This window comes from Kribbella sp. NPDC000426, assembly GCF_040300265.1.
Lineage (GTDB): Bacteria > Actinomycetota > Actinomycetes > Propionibacteriales > Kribbellaceae > Kribbella.
In genome coordinates, this window is sequence record NZ_JBEPDK010000003.1 from 467,164 (window position 1) to 480,826 (window position 13,663).

At 69.9% G+C, this 13,663-nt stretch carries 13 protein-coding genes and 1 tRNA gene; 4 read left to right on the forward strand and 10 right to left on the reverse strand.

Annotation, left to right across the window (positions count from 1 at the left end; translation table 11 throughout):
• Nucleotides 1–40: 40 nt before the first annotated feature.
• A complete protein-coding gene (locus ABT313_RS16040) occupies nucleotides 41–1,414 on the forward strand; it encodes a DUF8814 domain-containing protein (RefSeq protein ID WP_350853369.1) in 1,374 nt (457 codons plus the stop codon).
• Nucleotides 1,415–2,640: 1,226 nt separating this feature from the next.
• On the opposite strand, the gene ABT313_RS16045 is transcribed toward ABT313_RS16040, so the two are convergent.
• The 4 genes from ABT313_RS16045 to ABT313_RS16060 all read right to left on the reverse strand — a co-directional run bounded on the left by ABT313_RS16045 (nucleotide 2,641) and on the right by ABT313_RS16060 (nucleotide 6,765).
• Nucleotides 2,641–3,186: a hypothetical protein gene (locus tag ABT313_RS16045; protein ID WP_350853372.1), complete on the reverse strand. Its 546-nt coding sequence runs from the start codon at nucleotides 3,184–3,186 to the stop codon at nucleotides 2,641–2,643.
• Nucleotides 3,183–3,716, reverse strand: coding sequence for a SigE family RNA polymerase sigma factor (locus tag ABT313_RS16050; RefSeq protein WP_350853375.1), 534 nt, complete (start codon nucleotides 3,714–3,716; stop codon nucleotides 3,183–3,185). Before ABT313_RS16050 ends, ABT313_RS16045 begins: the two co-directional genes overlap by 4 nt.
• 21 nt (nucleotides 3,717–3,737) lie before the next feature.
• Nucleotides 3,738–5,075 carry a GGDEF domain-containing protein gene (locus ABT313_RS16055; RefSeq protein WP_350853378.1) on the reverse strand — a complete coding sequence of 446 codons (1,338 nt, stop codon included), beginning with the start codon at nucleotides 5,073–5,075 and terminating at the stop codon, nucleotides 3,738–3,740.
• Nucleotides 5,076–5,223: 148 nt separating this feature from the next.
• On the reverse strand, nucleotides 5,224–6,765 hold the full coding sequence (locus tag ABT313_RS16060; protein WP_350853381.1) for a helicase HerA-like domain-containing protein: 1,542 nt from the start codon (nucleotides 6,763–6,765) through the stop codon (nucleotides 5,224–5,226).
• Nucleotides 6,766–6,930: 165 nt separating this feature from the next.
• Between ABT313_RS16060 and ABT313_RS16065 the strand changes: the two genes are divergently transcribed.
• Both ABT313_RS16065 and ABT313_RS16070 read left to right on the forward strand, forming a co-directional pair.
• Entirely contained in the window at nucleotides 6,931–7,224 is a 294-nt protein-coding gene (locus ABT313_RS16065; RefSeq protein WP_350853384.1) for a type II toxin-antitoxin system VapB family antitoxin, read from the forward strand.
• Nucleotides 7,225–7,253: 29 nt separating this feature from the next.
• The gene (locus tag ABT313_RS16070) at nucleotides 7,254–7,817 is read left to right on the forward strand and encodes a LytR C-terminal domain-containing protein (protein ID WP_350853387.1); all 564 of its coding nucleotides are present in this window, start codon (nucleotides 7,254–7,256) and stop codon (nucleotides 7,815–7,817) included.
• Between the two features lie 2 nt (nucleotides 7,818–7,819).
• Here ABT313_RS16070 and ABT313_RS16075 read toward each other — a convergent pair whose 3' ends face one another.
• The 4 genes from ABT313_RS16075 to ABT313_RS16090 all read right to left on the reverse strand — a co-directional run bounded on the left by ABT313_RS16075 (nucleotide 7,820) and on the right by ABT313_RS16090 (nucleotide 10,490).
• Nucleotides 7,820–9,331 carry a potassium/proton antiporter gene (locus tag ABT313_RS16075; RefSeq protein ID WP_350853389.1) on the reverse strand — a complete coding sequence of 504 codons (1,512 nt, stop codon included), beginning with the start codon at nucleotides 9,329–9,331 and terminating at the stop codon, nucleotides 7,820–7,822.
• A 97-nt stretch (nucleotides 9,332–9,428) separates the two neighbouring features.
• A tRNA-Ser gene (locus ABT313_RS16080) sits at nucleotides 9,429–9,519 on the reverse strand.
• A 13-nt stretch (nucleotides 9,520–9,532) separates the two neighbouring features.
• Nucleotides 9,533–9,961 (reverse strand): nucleoside deaminase, encoded by a 429-nt coding sequence (locus ABT313_RS16085; protein WP_350855123.1) that lies wholly within the window; start codon nucleotides 9,959–9,961, stop codon nucleotides 9,533–9,535.
• Between the two features lie 31 nt (nucleotides 9,962–9,992).
• Nucleotides 9,993–10,490, reverse strand: coding sequence for a tRNA adenosine deaminase-associated protein (locus tag ABT313_RS16090; protein WP_350853392.1), 498 nt, complete (start codon nucleotides 10,488–10,490; stop codon nucleotides 9,993–9,995).
• Between the two features lie 363 nt (nucleotides 10,491–10,853).
• Between ABT313_RS16090 and upp the strand changes: the two genes are divergently transcribed.
• Nucleotides 10,854–11,495, forward strand: coding sequence for a uracil phosphoribosyltransferase (gene upp, locus ABT313_RS16095; protein ID WP_130445810.1), 642 nt, complete (start codon nucleotides 10,854–10,856; stop codon nucleotides 11,493–11,495).
• Between the two features lie 207 nt (nucleotides 11,496–11,702).
• On the opposite strand, the gene ABT313_RS16100 is transcribed toward upp, so the two are convergent.
• Nucleotides 11,703–12,665, reverse strand: a complete 963-nt coding sequence (locus ABT313_RS16100) for a phage baseplate protein (protein ID WP_350853396.1) — start codon at nucleotides 12,663–12,665, stop codon at nucleotides 11,703–11,705.
• A gap of 3 nt (nucleotides 12,666–12,668) precedes the next feature.
• Complete coding sequence (locus tag ABT313_RS16105; RefSeq protein ID WP_350853398.1) at nucleotides 12,669–13,628, reverse strand: phage baseplate protein; 960 nt, start codon at nucleotides 13,626–13,628, stop codon at nucleotides 12,669–12,671.
• Between the last annotated feature and the right edge of the window lie 35 nt (nucleotides 13,629–13,663).

Below are 13,663 nucleotides of genomic sequence, written 5' to 3' on the forward strand. Positions count from 1 at the left end.
ATTGGGTACACAAGCCTTCACCGCCCCGGAGGTCCCGCCCATGCGTACCAGCCGCCCAGCCGCTTTCGCCGCCTGTCTAGCCGCAACCGCCGCGATCTTTACCGCGACCTTGCCCAGCGCCGCCGCCCCTCCCCCCACAACAGCCCGCCAGCCCGCCACGGCCGTCGGACCGTCCGCCTCTCAGCCCGCCGCCGCCCCCGCTCCCAGCGCCGCCTACCAGCCCGCCGCGAAGCCCGCCGCCGTCGCCCAGTCCGCCCCAGCCGGACCCGCCGTACCTCAGTCGGTCGCCGGCTCCGGGCCCGCCGTACCCCAGTCGGTCGCTGTCTCCCAGCCGACCGCCGGGTCGAGCAATGTGCGGGTTGAGGGCGGTCGGATCGTGCTCGGTGACGCGCCTGCCGGGATCGGCTCGGCCGGGATCGACCAGCGCTCCGGTCTGGCCGAGCTCACGCCTGTCCACCTCGCCGGCTTGACCTCGGCCGTGGTCGTCGGCTACTCGGCCGCCATACCAAACGGTATGTCCGGGGCGGTCGACGTACGGTCCTGGGCCGACGGGCGATGGTCGGAGTGGACTGAGGCGAAGGCTGGAACCCCGACTGCGCTGCCAGTTGCCAGCGATCAGGTTCAGCTGCGGGTGATCCTCACCGCGCCACCGACCGGCGGGAGCCCGTCGATTGCCGGTCTGACCGTCCGGCCGACCGACCAGGTTGCGGCTCCGCGGATGAGCATTCAGGCCGCGCCGCTCAAGTCGCACGTCTTCGCCACCCGCGAAGGCCTCGTCGGCGGTACGACGGCCAACGGCCACGTGATCGTCAGCCGCGACCATTTCGTCGCGCTGCCCTCGCGGCGCGGCCTGTCCGGCAACGGATCCGGCACGTACTCGGTGAAGGTCTGTACTGCGTCGCGATGCGCGTTCGAGCCGGTGTGGGACGTCGGCCCGTGGAACACCAAGGACGACTACTGGAACCCGAGCGCGACCCGCGAGATGTGGAAGGACCTGCCGCAGGGCAAGCCCGAGGCGCAGGCTGCGTACCAGGACGGGTACAACGGCGGGAAGGACCAGTTCGGCCGGACCGTCGCGAACCCGGCCGGGATCGATCTCGCGGACGGCGTGTTCTGGGACGCGCTGAAGCTGGCGGACAACGGGTTCGTCGACGTGACGTACCTGTGGACGGGTGACGGCGGGCGCGGGACGGTGTCGATCTCGTCCGGCTACCTCAACGTCCGGAACGCACCGAACTCCGCCGGCGCCGTCGTCGGCATGGCCGGCAAGTCCGCCCAGGTAACCGTCGAATGCCAGACAACCGGCGAATCCGTCACCGGCTCCCAGGGCACCACCAACATCTGGCTCCGCGTCAACACCGGCATGTACGTCGCAAAGGCCTGGGTCTCGGGCGGCACGTTCGGCGCCTGCTGAACCCCCACCACTCACCAACCCCCGGCCGCACGCCCACCAACCCGCCCGGTGAGCGTGCGGCCAACCCCTACAAGCGCGAAAGCCACCAGTTACTGACTGCTGGACGTCCCCCCACCCACCAACCTGCACACCAAGCGCCCAGCCGACCCTCCGAGCGCGGAAGCCGCCAGCCACTCAGTTACAGGCGTCCACCCACCCACCAACCAGCGCACCAAGCGCCCGGCCGACCCCTGCCAGCGCGGAAGCCGCCAGCCACTCAGTTACAGGCGTCCACCCACCCACCAACCTGCGCACTAAGCGCCCGGCCGACCCCTGCCAGCGTGGAAGCCGCGGGCCACTCAGCGACGGGCGGCCGCACACCCACTTGCGCCGTGCGTGTGCGACCGGACCCTGCGAGCGCGGCCTCCGGCTACCGCGCCCGGCCCCGGGAGCCGAGCCCGAGTACTCGACGTCCACACACCCACCAAGCTGCGCAGTAATTGCGCCGGCCAACCCCTCCGAGCCTGGGAGCCGCCGGCCGCTCAGTGACGGGCGGCCGCACACCCCACCCACTTGTGCCGTGAGCGTGCGGCCGGCCCTGCGAGCGTGGGAGCCGTGGGTTGGTGAGTGATGGGGGTCCGGGCTACTTGCCGGATGGGCTCGCTGTTGGGGTGCGGGTGGGTGCGACTGTTGGTGTCGGGCGGGCGGCGCGCGGCGGCTGGGTCGGTGTGGCGGTCGGCGGCAGCGTCGGTACAGGGCGAGGTCCGCGGGTCGGTGTCGCGGTCGGGGGCAGGGTCGGTACCGGGCGGGGTCCGCGGGTTGGGGACACGGTTGGTGGCAGCGTCGGAGTGGCGGGTGGGATCGCGCGCGGTGACACCGTTGGCGGCAGGGTTGGGGTTGCGGGTGGTGCGGGGCTTGGGGATGCCGTTGGGGGCAGGGTTGGCGTGCTTGAGGGGACGGCGCTGGGGGACGCGGTGGGTTGGTCGGTCGTGCGGCTTGGGGAGGTGGTTGGTTGGCTGGGGCTGGGGGTGGCGTGGACCGGCGTACCGTCGCCGTCGTCCGTCGAGCCGCTGCGCGCCATCGCTGTACCCGCAACCGCGACCACCACGACGGCGGCCGCCGCGAGTCCGCCCAGCACCAGCCGGGTGGCGCGCCGGTTCGGTCCTACTTCTCTCATCGTTGCCCTCCGCAACCTTTCGGTGTTCGGTCGGGCTGAAGGACGCGAGCGGCCCCGGAAAAGGTTCTGCTCAACGAGAAGCAGGCAACCGCGCGGGCGTGACAGTCGCCGCGCGCCCGGACCGGGTCGGCGTCGCCGTCGGAACAGCACCGTGGGTCGACGTCGGCACAGACGGCGTCGGCCCAGTCGGCCCCATGCTCGGCGGAACAGTCGGCGGCGCAGTCGGCGGAGTGTGAGGTGGCACGGTCGACCGCCCCGCTCCCGTCGGCGACGGAGACCTCGGGTTCGTCGGAGTCGCAGGCGGAGAAGACGTCGGGGAGGACGTCGGCACCGGGGACGGCGGCACGGTAGGTGTCACCGATGGCGGAGTCGGATAAGCAGATGTCGGATAAGCAGGCGGCGGGACCTGGGCAGGCTCCGGCCGGCCGCCGCCGACCTGAATCCCGACCACAACCCCAGCCACGACCGACACAACAGCAACCGACGCGGCGACCGCGCCCAGCTTCCGCCTGCTGCGCCGCCGCTGCGCCGCCGCGATCACCCGCTCCGGGTCGAGCGGCGTACCGTCCGAGCCCGGCGCCAGCAGCGTCCGCAGCTCATCCTCGTCGACGTTCATGTTCGCTCCCCCACCGGTACGCCGCTCAGCTCGGGAGCAGCACGCAGCTTCACCAGGGCCCGGGCGTTGGCGCTCTTCACAGTGCCGACCGCGACCCCGAGGACCTCCGCGGTCTGCCGCTCGGTCAGGTCCTCGACATACCGCAGTACGACGACCGCCCGCTCCCGCCGGCTCAGCGTCGCGAGCGCAGCCCCCAGCCCGACCCGCCGGTTGATCGCACCCGACGGATCGTCCACGACCGGGCCGAAGAACAGATCCAGCTCGGTCGGCCCGCCGCTGGGACGCTCCCGCCACGGCCGCCGTCGTACCCAGGACAGGTGCTGGTTGACCACGGCCTGCCGGACGTACGCGAACGGGTCGGCCATCTCGATCCGGTCCCAGCGCAGGTACGCCTTCTCCAGAGCGTTCTGCACCAGGTCCTCGGCGAGGCCGGCGTCGCCGCAGAGCATCCGCGCGAAGTGCACCAACCGCGCGGATCTGGCCAGCACGAAAGCCGTGAAGTCGTCGTCACGACTCCCCGTTGCCGCCATCTGCGCTCCGTCCTGCCGCCCTCACCTCACAGGACGCTGCGCCTGGGCCAAAGGTTCTGCTTGTTCGGAGAATTGTGTGGCGGCGGTCAGCCGGGGCAGCGTGACGATGTCGGCGGCCAGGCGGACGCGGTCGCGGCCGGCGGCCTTGGCGGCGTACATCGCGCGGTCGGCGCGGAGCAGCAGGTCGTCGACGGTCGCCCCGTCGTTCGGATATACGGCGACGCCGATGCTGACGGTCAGGTGGAACGTGTCCGGATCCAGGTCCGGATCGTCGAGTACGCCGGCGCACATCGCGGCCAGCGGGCTGGCGGAGACCGCGTTGCGAAGCCTGTCCGCGGTGACGGTCGCCTCGTCGAGGCCGGTGTCGGGGAGCGCGATCACGAACTCCTCGCCGCCGAACCGGCCGATCACGTCCTTCGCCCGGATCGCGCTGCGCAGGATCGTCGCGACCGCACGCAGGGCCTCGTCGCCGACCAGGTGACCGTGCCGGTCGTTGACCTGCTTGAAGTGGTCGATGTCGATCAGCAGGACCGCCATCGGCTCGCGCTGGGTCCGGACGGTCCGCAACATGTCCTCGGTCCGCCGGCGCCACCAGTCGACCCGGGTCAGGCTGGTCTTCGGATCGGTCTGCGCCTCGGACTCCAACTGGCCGAGGAGCAACGCGCGCTGCGCGGTCAGCGTGATCGGGATCGCCACGAACGCGAACCACGGGCTGATCAGGCAGGCCGCCGCGAGCAGGCATCCAAGCGTCGCGGCAGTCGCATCGGTGGCCAGGTCGTCGAGCCCGCCGACCGCCTCGCGCCGGCTGCTGCCCGGGATGATCAGCGAGATCGCCAGCCCGCAGAGCACGGTGTCGGTCGCGACGTACGCCGCCGAGGCGCCGACCATCGAGACGACCAGACCGAGGTCGCCGCCGGTGATGTCGCGCAGCGAGACGAAGACCGCGTGCGCCGCGCCGACCGCGAGCACGTGGACCGCGGTCGAGAAGGCCCACCGGTACGGGATGCACTTCCCGGCCCGGATCCGCCACCAGATCCGCAGCAGTACGGCGACCAGGATCGCCAGCGCCGGATGCAGGATCACCGCCGCGGCAATCATCCAGGCCGGCGCCAGGTCCTTGTGCAGCGCTCCGCCGCGCCGCCGCCGGTTCTCCACCCGGCGGGCGCCCTCGACCGAGATCAGCGCGGAGACGGTCAGCGCGAACACGACATCCAGGCCGCGCCAGTCGGGTCGGTCGGTGAACGCCTGCACGCCGTACCCGACGGCGGCCAGGTCGACGAGCACCACGACGGCGAACGCCGGGACCGTCAGGGTCCAGAGCGCCCAGGAACGTAAGGCTCGCCTACTCTGTGCAACCATCACCTCACACGGTACGACGAGTGAGCGTCAGGTCCCAATCCGTGGCGGCGCGGCTGTGGATGACGACTTGGAAACGATCGACAATCCTTCACTATTCAGTCGTTTGATCAACAATCAACTGCAGGATTTCCCTTGCACGGAAGGAAAATCACCGCCGCCGGGCCGCACCGAACAGCCCGCGGACGATTTCCCGGCCGGCCGACCGGGCGAACTGCTTGAACGCCGACGAGCCGATGACCTGCTCCACCATCGACTTCTCCTGCTTCTGCGCCCGCGGCCGGGGCTCGGACTGCTGCTTGGCCTCGGCCTGCGCCTGCTTCTCGGCCTCGGCCTGCGCCGCGCCGGCCTGCACCTTCGCCGCGAGCATCTCGTACGCCGATTGGCGGTCGACGGCCTGCGAGTACTTCGCGTTGTTCGGCGAGGCCTGGACAGACGCGGCCTGCTGCTCCGCGGACGCGGGCGCCATCAGCGACTGCGGCGCGCGCAACCGGGTCCACGCGACCGGCGTCGGCGCACCCTTCTCGTTCATCACGGTCACGATCGCCTCGCCGATCCCGAGCTGGGTCAGCACCTCACCCAGGTCGTACGACGAACTCGGGAACGTCGACACGGTCGCCTTCAGCGCCTTCGCGTCGTTCGGCGTGTGCGCCCGCAGCTGGTGCTGCACCCGCGAACCGAGCTGCGCCAGTACGTCGTCCGGCACGTCCTTCGGCGTCTGCGTCACGAAGAAGACGCCGACACCCTTCGACCGGATCAGCCGGACGGTCTGCGCGATCGAGTCGAGGAACGCCTTCGACGCGTCGTTGAACAGCAGGTGCGCCTCGTCGAAGAAGAACACCAGCTTCGGCTTGTCCACGTCGCCGACCTCGGGCAGGTCGTGGAACAGGTCGGCCAGCAGCCACATCAGGAACGTCGAGAACAGCGCCGGCCGGTCCTGCAGGTTCGGCAGCTCGAGCAGCGAGATCAGGCCCTTTCCGTCACGCTGCTGCAGCAGGTCGGCGGTGTCGAACTCCGGCTCGCCGAAGAACGCCTCCGCGCCCTGGTCCGCGAACCCGATCAGCGACCGCAGGATGACCCCGGCCGTGGCAGCGGAGAGCCCGCCGAGCTCCTTCAGGTCGTCCTTGCCCTCGTCGGAGGTGAGGTGCTGGATGACCGACCGCAGGTCCTTGAGGTCCAGCAGCGTCAGCCCGGCCTTGTCGGCGTAGTGGAAGATCAGCCCGAGCGACGACTCCTGTACGTCGTTCAGCCCGAGCACCTTGGACAGCAGCACCGGCCCGAACGACGTGATCGTGGCGCGGATCGGGATGCCGGTGCCCTGGCCGCCGAGCGCGTAGAACTCGGTCGGGAAGCCGCTCGCGGTCCAGTCCTGGCCGATCGACTTGGTCCGCGCCAGCAGCTTGTCGTTCCCCTCGCCGGGCTGCGAGACGCCGGACAGGTCGCCCTTGATGTCGGCGGCGAACACCGCGACGCCGGCCGCGGACAGCTGCTCGGCCATCAGCTGGAGGGTCTTCGTCTTGCCGGTACCCGTCGCGCCCGCGACCAGGCCGTGCCGGTTCATCATCCCGAGCGGGATCCGGACCGCCGCCTCCGGTTTCGGCTCGTCGTCGACCAGCAGCGCACCCAGCTCGAGTGCCGGCCCCTCGAACGCGTACCCCTGCTTGACGGTCTCCACGACATCTGACTCGGCCATCTGAGCGTGCCTTCCCCGGTTGACGGAACTACCCGGTCGGCATGCTAGTCCTCGCCATCCTGCTGGACGCCGCAACGGCACCAAAAGGTTGCTTCCGGCTCCGGACTATTCCGGTGACATTTATGACCTGCACCTGAGACCTGTTACCCCGCTAGACTTCGGGAGGTGATCTTCAAGCGCGTCGGGGAAGACCGGCCGTACCCGGAGCACGGGCTGCGGCCGAAGGACTGGTCCTCGCTGCCGCCCAGGCAGGTGCGGCTGGACGAACTCGTCACGACGAAGGGCACCCTTGACCTGAACGCGCTGCTCGACGAGGACTCGACCTTCTACGGCGACCTGTTCGCGCATGTGGTGGAGTGGAAGGGCGACATGTACCTCGAGGACGGCCTGCACCGTGCCCTCCGGGCCGCGTTGCAGCAGCGTCAGGTCCTCCACGCCCGGGTCTTGGTAGTGGACTGACCCATGTCTGCTCACGGGGGGTTGAGCCGATGACAGCGATCCATCCGCAACCGCGGCCGCATTCGCACATTCGCTGGCGTACGCCGATCACGATGGTGATCCTGCTGGCCATTCTGGTCGGTGGGGGCTGGTGGGGCTGGAAGTCCCTGATCAACAGCAGCGCCGAGCCGACCTGCGTCGAGCAGAAGCTCCCGAACAACCGCCTGGTGCCCAAGCAGGTGGTCCTGAACGTCTACAACGGCGGTGCCAGGGCCGGCTCCGCGCAGCGGGTCGCCGACGCACTGAAGCAGCGCGGGTTCAACATCGGCAAGATCTCCAACGAGCCCAAGGGCAACAAGGTCGACGTGGCCGAGCTCCGCGGCGTCGCGGCGAACTCGCCCGAACTGGCACTGGTCGCCGGTCAGCTCAACCAGAAGGCCGTGCTGGTCCCCGACGGCCGCACCGACCACACCGTCGACCTGGTGATCGGCGCCGGCTTCGGCTCGGTCCGCCTCAAGGGCATCCCGTCGGTCCAGGTGGCCGCCGGCACCACCGTCTGCCTCCCGGTCGTCCACACCCCGCAGCCCGTCCCCTCGGGCCAGAACCCGAACTGATCTCAGAGCTGTTCGCGGCCGCGTTCGCCGAACCAGCCGGCCAGGCGGCCGGCCCGGGAGACGGCGCGTAGGCGGCGCACGGTCTGTTCGCGGACCGGGCTGGGGGCAACCACCAGCAGCGAGTCGGCGGCGCGGAGGACGGTACGGCGGTCCGGCACGAACGCGTGTTCGCCGCGGATGACGAGCGAGACCGAGACCCCCGGCGGCAACCGCAGTTCGCCGATCTCGACGCCGGCCAGCCGTGACTTGCTCGGGACGTAGACCTGGAGCATGTCCGCGCCGAGCGACTCCAGCGGAGCCACGTCGATATCGACCTCGTGCGCCGCATTGTCGTCGAGCACCTTCAGGCGGCCCGCCAGCCAGGGCAGCGACGGCCCCTGCAGCAGCGTGAACAGCAGGACCAGCACGAACACCACGTCGAAGATCCGGTCCGCCTGCGGCACTCCCTCGGCCAGCGGGATCGTCGCCAGGACGATCGGTACCGCGCCCCGCAGCCCGGCCCAGGAGATGAACGTCCGCTCCCGCCACGGCAGCCGGAACGGCGCCGCCGAGATCGCCACCGACGCGAACCGCCCGACCACCGTCACCGCGATCCCGATCACGAGCGCGACGAGTACGTCGTTCAGCCGGAACCGTCCGGGTGAGGCCAGCAGCCCGAGCATCACGAACAGACCGATCTGCGCGAGCCAGGCGATCCCGTCCACGAACGACCGGGTCGCCATCCGATGCGGCAGCTCGGCCCGCCCGAGGACCAGCGAGGTCACGTAGACGGCCGCGAACCCGGATACGTGCAGGAGGACGGAGCCCCCGGCGTACGAGATGAAGGCGACCGACATCACCGCGAGCGGGTAGAGACCCGCGGAGCTGAGCGCCATCCGACGGATCAGGCCGACGCTCACCCAACCGATCAGCAGACCGAACAAGGCGCCGACGACCAGCTCGTACAGCACCAGGCCGGTGAACGCCAGCACGCCCTTCTCGCCGACCTCCCCCGTGCTCACCAGGGTGACCAGCAGCACGGTCGGTGCGTCGTTCAGGCCGGACTCAGCCTCCAGCGCCCCACGCAGCCGCGGCTGGATCGGCACCCGTCTGAGCACCGAGAACACGGCCGCCGCGTCCGTTGGGGACGTCACGGCGCCGAGCAGCACGGACAGCTGCCAACTCAGCCCCAGGACGAAGTGCGCCACGCAGGCGACGACTCCCACGCTGACCGCGACCCCGACGGTCGCGAGGACGAGCCCGAGCGGCATCACCGGGCGTACTTCGTTCCACCGGGTGGTCAGACCGCCCTCGATCAGGATCACGACCAGCGCCGCGAACCCCAGCGCGTGCGCCAGCTGCGCGTCCTCGAAGTGGATGTGCCCCGGCCCCGACTCGCCGAGCAACAGGCCCATGCCGAGGTAGATGAGCAGCGACGGGAGCCCGAGTCGCGCGGTCAGCCGGACGGCGACGACCGCGACCAGCAGAACCACGGCCCCTGCCAGCAGAACCCGGTCGAGCTCCGAAACATCCATGGGGCCCTCCCGTCGAACGTCAGGTCCCGAGAGACGAAAACCCTGACGCATCACACAGCATCAGGGTCTCCGGCCTATCTTCCGCCCCGAAGGGCGGTGGCGGTGGCGGAGGGATTTGAACCCTCGGACGGGGGTTGCCCGTCACGCGCTTTCGAGGCGCGCTCCTTCGGCCGCTCGGACACGCCACCGCCGAGGACAATATCAAGGCCGGTGACGAATGAAGAAATCGCGCAGCCGCGCGCCCGCCTCGTCGGCCATCACACCGCCGATCACCTCGGGCCGATGGTTGAGCCGGCGGTCCCGGACGACGTCCCACAGCGAGCCCACCGCGCCCGCCTTCTCGTCGTACGCCGCGAAGACCAGCCGGTCGAGCCGGGACAGCACGATCGCCCCCGCGCACATCGTGCACGGCTCCAGCGTGACGACGAGCGTGCAACCGCTCAGCCGCCACTCGCCGACGTGCCGCGCCGCCGCCCGGATCGCGAGTACTTCGGCATGCGCCGTCGGATCACCCGTCGTCTCACGCTCGTTGTGCCCGCGCCCGATCACCTGCCCGTCGGCGTCCACCACGACGGCCCCGATCGGTACGTCGGGCACCGCCTTCTCGCCCTCCTCCAGCGCGAGCGCCATCAACCGGGACCACTCGCGCCGCAGCAGTGGGCTAGCCAACAGCTTCGATCGCGTCGTGGAACTGGTTGCCGAACCCGAGCGTCTCGGCGATCTCCTCGAGCATCTCCTCGGGATACAGGTCGACGTCGTCACAGAGCGCACCGAGGTCCATCGCGGTCATCCCCAGGTCCGCGATGATCGCCAGGTCGCCGGCCGGGACCTGTTCGTCGTCGTCATCGGCCAGCGGGATGTCCAGCTCGTCGACAACCTGCCGGGCGATCGGCCATTCGGTCGCCGCGGTCACGTCGGAGATCAGCAAGCGGGCCCGCCCGCCGGCGACGCGGACCAGGACGAAGAAGTCCTCGTCGACCGACACCATGCCCAGTACGCCGCCCTCGCCCGGGTAGCGGCGCAGGGCCGACACCAGCGCGGACAGGTCCGGTTCACCACGGAGTACCAGCGGAGTGACGGTCCAGTTCCCGTCCTCGGTGTAAGCGGCGACCGCGAAATCGAGGTCGGTGGTCATCGGCCCAGCCATGGCATCGGACACCGGGTCATCGTCCCAGACTCCGCCTCTCCACGCGATCTCGGAGCGGTATCAGATCCACCAACAACCGTCAACAGTCAGTGATGGTAGGTAGCTCTCCGCATAGCTTCGCGGAGTTGGCGGACACGAGCCCGGCGGGGGGCGATCCGGTCGCGGAGTGCCTTGGCCTCCTCCAGTTCGCGGAGGAACTCGGCGCGGCGGCGAAGCCGGTCGAGGTCGCGGCGGGGTACCACCAAGCGCGGTCTGGGCTCGAGGGTCATCGGCGTACTCCCTGGTGGGCGAAGCAGGGCAGATTCCGGTGCACTTTCGAGTCTGACAGCGAGCGCGCTTCCCCGCCAGGAATCGCCGACGGTAGCGTTCCGGCTTATGCAGATCCTCGTCGTGGACCACCCGCTCGTCGCCCACAAGCTCACCGCGCTGCGCGACGAGCACACGGACTCACCCACGTTCCGGCGGCTGACCGAGGAGCTCGTCACGCTGCTCGCCTACGAGGCGACCCGGGACGTCCGTACCGGTCCGGTCACCGTCCAGACCCCGGTCGCCGAGGCGGAGGGGGTCAAGCTGACCGCGCCGAAGCCGCTCGTCGTACCGATCCTGCGGGCCGGACTCGGCATGCTCGAAGGCATGTCCCGGTTGCTGCCGACCGCGGAGGTCGGGTTCCTCGGCATGATCCGGAACGAGGAGACGCTGACCGCGTCGACGTACGCCGAGCGCCTGCCGGAGGACCTGTCCGGGCGCCAGTGCTACGTGCTCGACCCGATGCTGGCGACCGGCGGCACGCTCGCGGCGGCGATCCAGTTCCTCGTCGACCGCGGCGCCGACCACATCACCGCGATCTGCCTCCTCGCCGCCCCCGAGGGCGTGGAACGCGTCGAACGCGAGCTCACCCACCTCGACGTCCCGTGCAACCTCGTCATCGCCGGCATGGACTCCCACCTGAACGACAAGGGCTACATCGTCCCCGGCCTAGGCGACGCCGGCGACCGCCTGTACGGCGTGGCACAGTAAGCCACGACGAAGTCTCGGCAGCCGGCGTCCGCACGGTTGCCTGCTCTGCACGCGCTCGGTCGTGACGCCTCCGCGCCTGCGACTTAGGACCGCGCCGCGGGCAGTCGTGGTTGGGGAGGATCTTGCGCCCGAATCGGTGCAGGATCCTCCCCAAGTCCGGTCATCCAGGGCGGCAATCCGCGGCTCTCCGCCTGTTTTGGACGGTTGTTAGACCAGGGTGTTGCGGTAGAAGAGGTTGGCTCGGCGGGCGCCGGTGAGGCCGGAGGCGAAGCCGAAGTGGAGGCGGGCGGTTTCGTCGGTGGAGCCGTAGACGGCCAGGCCCTCGGGCTCTCGGTAGGTGAGGCTTTTGCCTGCCAGGGTGAGGAAGGAGTCGACGAGTTGGCCGGCGTTGATGTCGTAGCACCAGAGTTTTGAGGTTGCCTGGGTCTCGTCGGGGTCGCCGGGATAGGCCTCGCCTTCGAAGAAGTAGGCGTACGAGCCGTACAACGCCCACCCCTGGAAGTCGATCCCGGCGGTCAGCGCCGGCTGCTTGAACGACGCGAGCACGGTCGAGTAGTCGCCGGCCCGCGCGGCCGCCAGCGAGTACACGTTGATGTGCATCCCGTCGGACAACTGATGCCGTACGCCGAGTTGCCCGAACCGCTGGTCCACCGCCGGCGTGAACACGCTCCCGGCCGCGACCGGCTTCCATTTCGTCACCGCCGCCGAGGTCAACGTCTTCCCGTTCTGCCACGGAAAGCGGCAGATCTGCCGTCCACGGCCGCTAGCCGTGTCCACGTCGGTCTCGGTCCACAGGTACGTCGTACTCCCGGACGCCTCGGCCCCGATCGAGACCGCGTGCCCGAAGCCGGTCAGGTACATGTATCCGAGCTCGTTGCCGGCGAAGTCGAGCTGGGTCAGCGCGAGGTCCCCGCTGTTCGCGCCGCTGCCGGCCCGCAACTGCGCCGCGAACAGCCGGTTGTTGGGAGTGTCGAACGCGAACGACTGCATCACGGTCGCGTCGTGCAGCGGCTGACTACGGAAGAACTCGTTGGTGGTCGCGCTCATCTTGAAGCGCTTGGACGTCGGGAGGGACAGGGTCCGGGCGGTGGCCGCGGGTACGCCGAGGGCGCCTGCGGCCACGAGGGCGCCGGCTCCCGTCAGCAACCCGCGGCGGGACAGGTTGTCCATGGATCAAACCAATCTGCTCCGGTAGAACAGGTTGGCTCGGCGATCGCCGGTGACGCCGGAGGCGAAGCCGAACCGTAGCTGGGCGCGGCCGAACCGGTCGACGTGTACGCCGACCCCCTCGGCCTCGCGGTAGACCAGGTCGCCGCCGTCCACGATCTTCACGGACTCGACGATCTCGCCTTTGTTGATGTCGTAGGTCCAGAGCTTCGACGTCGCCAGTGCGGGATCGGAGGCACCGGCGTACGCCTCGCCCTCCCAGAGGTAGACGTACGAGCCGTACAGGGCCCACCCCTGGAAGTCGATGTCAGCCGTCATCGCCGGCTGTTTGAACGAGGCGAGCACGCGCGAGAAGTCGCCGGCCCGCGCGGCCGCCATTGAGTACACGTTGATGTGGAATCCGTCCGACAGCGTGTGCCGGATCCCGATCCGTCCGTGCCGCTGGTCCACGGACGGTGTGAACACGGCGCCGTCGGCGACGGGCTTCCACTTCGTCACCGCCGCCGAGGTCAAAGTCGCGCCCTCCTGCCACGGAAAACGCGCGATCTGCCGGCCGCGGGCGTTCGCCGTGTCGACGTCGGTCTCGGTCCACAGGTACGTCGTCCGTCCGACCGCCTCCGCACCGATCGAGACCGCGTGGCCGAACCCGCTCAGGTACATGTGCCCGACGACATCTCCGTCGAGCGTGAGCTGCGTCAGCGTCAGGTCACCGCTGCTGGCCGGCGAGCCCGCGCGCAACTGCCCGGCGAACAGCCGCTGGTTGGGGTTGTCGAACGCGATCGACTGCATGACCGTCACGTCGGCCAGCGGCTTGCTGCGGAACACCTCCCCGCCGGGTCCGTCCAGGACGAAGCGACGCGACGGCAGCAGCGTGAACGGGCGAGCGGAGGCGGGTGAGCCGACGGCGCCGGCAGCGAGCAGCGCACCGGCGCCAACGAGCAATCCACGGCGGGAGAGGTTGTCCATAGCGCCCGACCGTAAGCGATATACCGCGAACTGTC

Bases quoted from the DNA above. Each gene is read 5' to 3' on its own strand.
- ABT313_RS16040 (WP_350853369.1), top strand. From the start codon at position 41: ATGCGTACCAGCCGCCCAGCCGCTTTCGCCGCCTGTCTAGCCGCAACC.
- ABT313_RS16045 (WP_350853372.1), bottom strand. From the start codon at position 3,186: ATGAACGTCGACGAGGATGAGCTGCGGACGCTGCTGGCGCCGGGCTCG.
- ABT313_RS16050 (WP_350853375.1), bottom strand. From the start codon at position 3,716: ATGGCGGCAACGGGGAGTCGTGACGACGACTTCACGGCTTTCGTGCTG.
- ABT313_RS16055 (WP_350853378.1), bottom strand. From the start codon at position 5,075: ATGGTTGCACAGAGTAGGCGAGCCTTACGTTCCTGGGCGCTCTGGACC.
- ABT313_RS16060 (WP_350853381.1), bottom strand. From the start codon at position 6,765: ATGGCCGAGTCAGATGTCGTGGAGACCGTCAAGCAGGGGTACGCGTTC.
- ABT313_RS16070 (WP_350853387.1), top strand. From the start codon at position 7,254: ATGACAGCGATCCATCCGCAACCGCGGCCGCATTCGCACATTCGCTGG.
- ABT313_RS16075 (WP_350853389.1), bottom strand. From the start codon at position 9,331: ATGGATGTTTCGGAGCTCGACCGGGTTCTGCTGGCAGGGGCCGTGGTT.
- ABT313_RS16085 (WP_350855123.1), bottom strand. From the start codon at position 9,961: ATGGCGCTCGCGCTGGAGGAGGGCGAGAAGGCGGTGCCCGACGTACCG.
- upp (WP_130445810.1), top strand. From the start codon at position 10,854: ATGCAGATCCTCGTCGTGGACCACCCGCTCGTCGCCCACAAGCTCACC.
- ABT313_RS16100 (WP_350853396.1), bottom strand. From the start codon at position 12,665: ATGGACAACCTGTCCCGCCGCGGGTTGCTGACGGGAGCCGGCGCCCTC.
- ABT313_RS16105 (WP_350853398.1), bottom strand. From the start codon at position 13,628: ATGGACAACCTCTCCCGCCGTGGATTGCTCGTTGGCGCCGGTGCGCTG.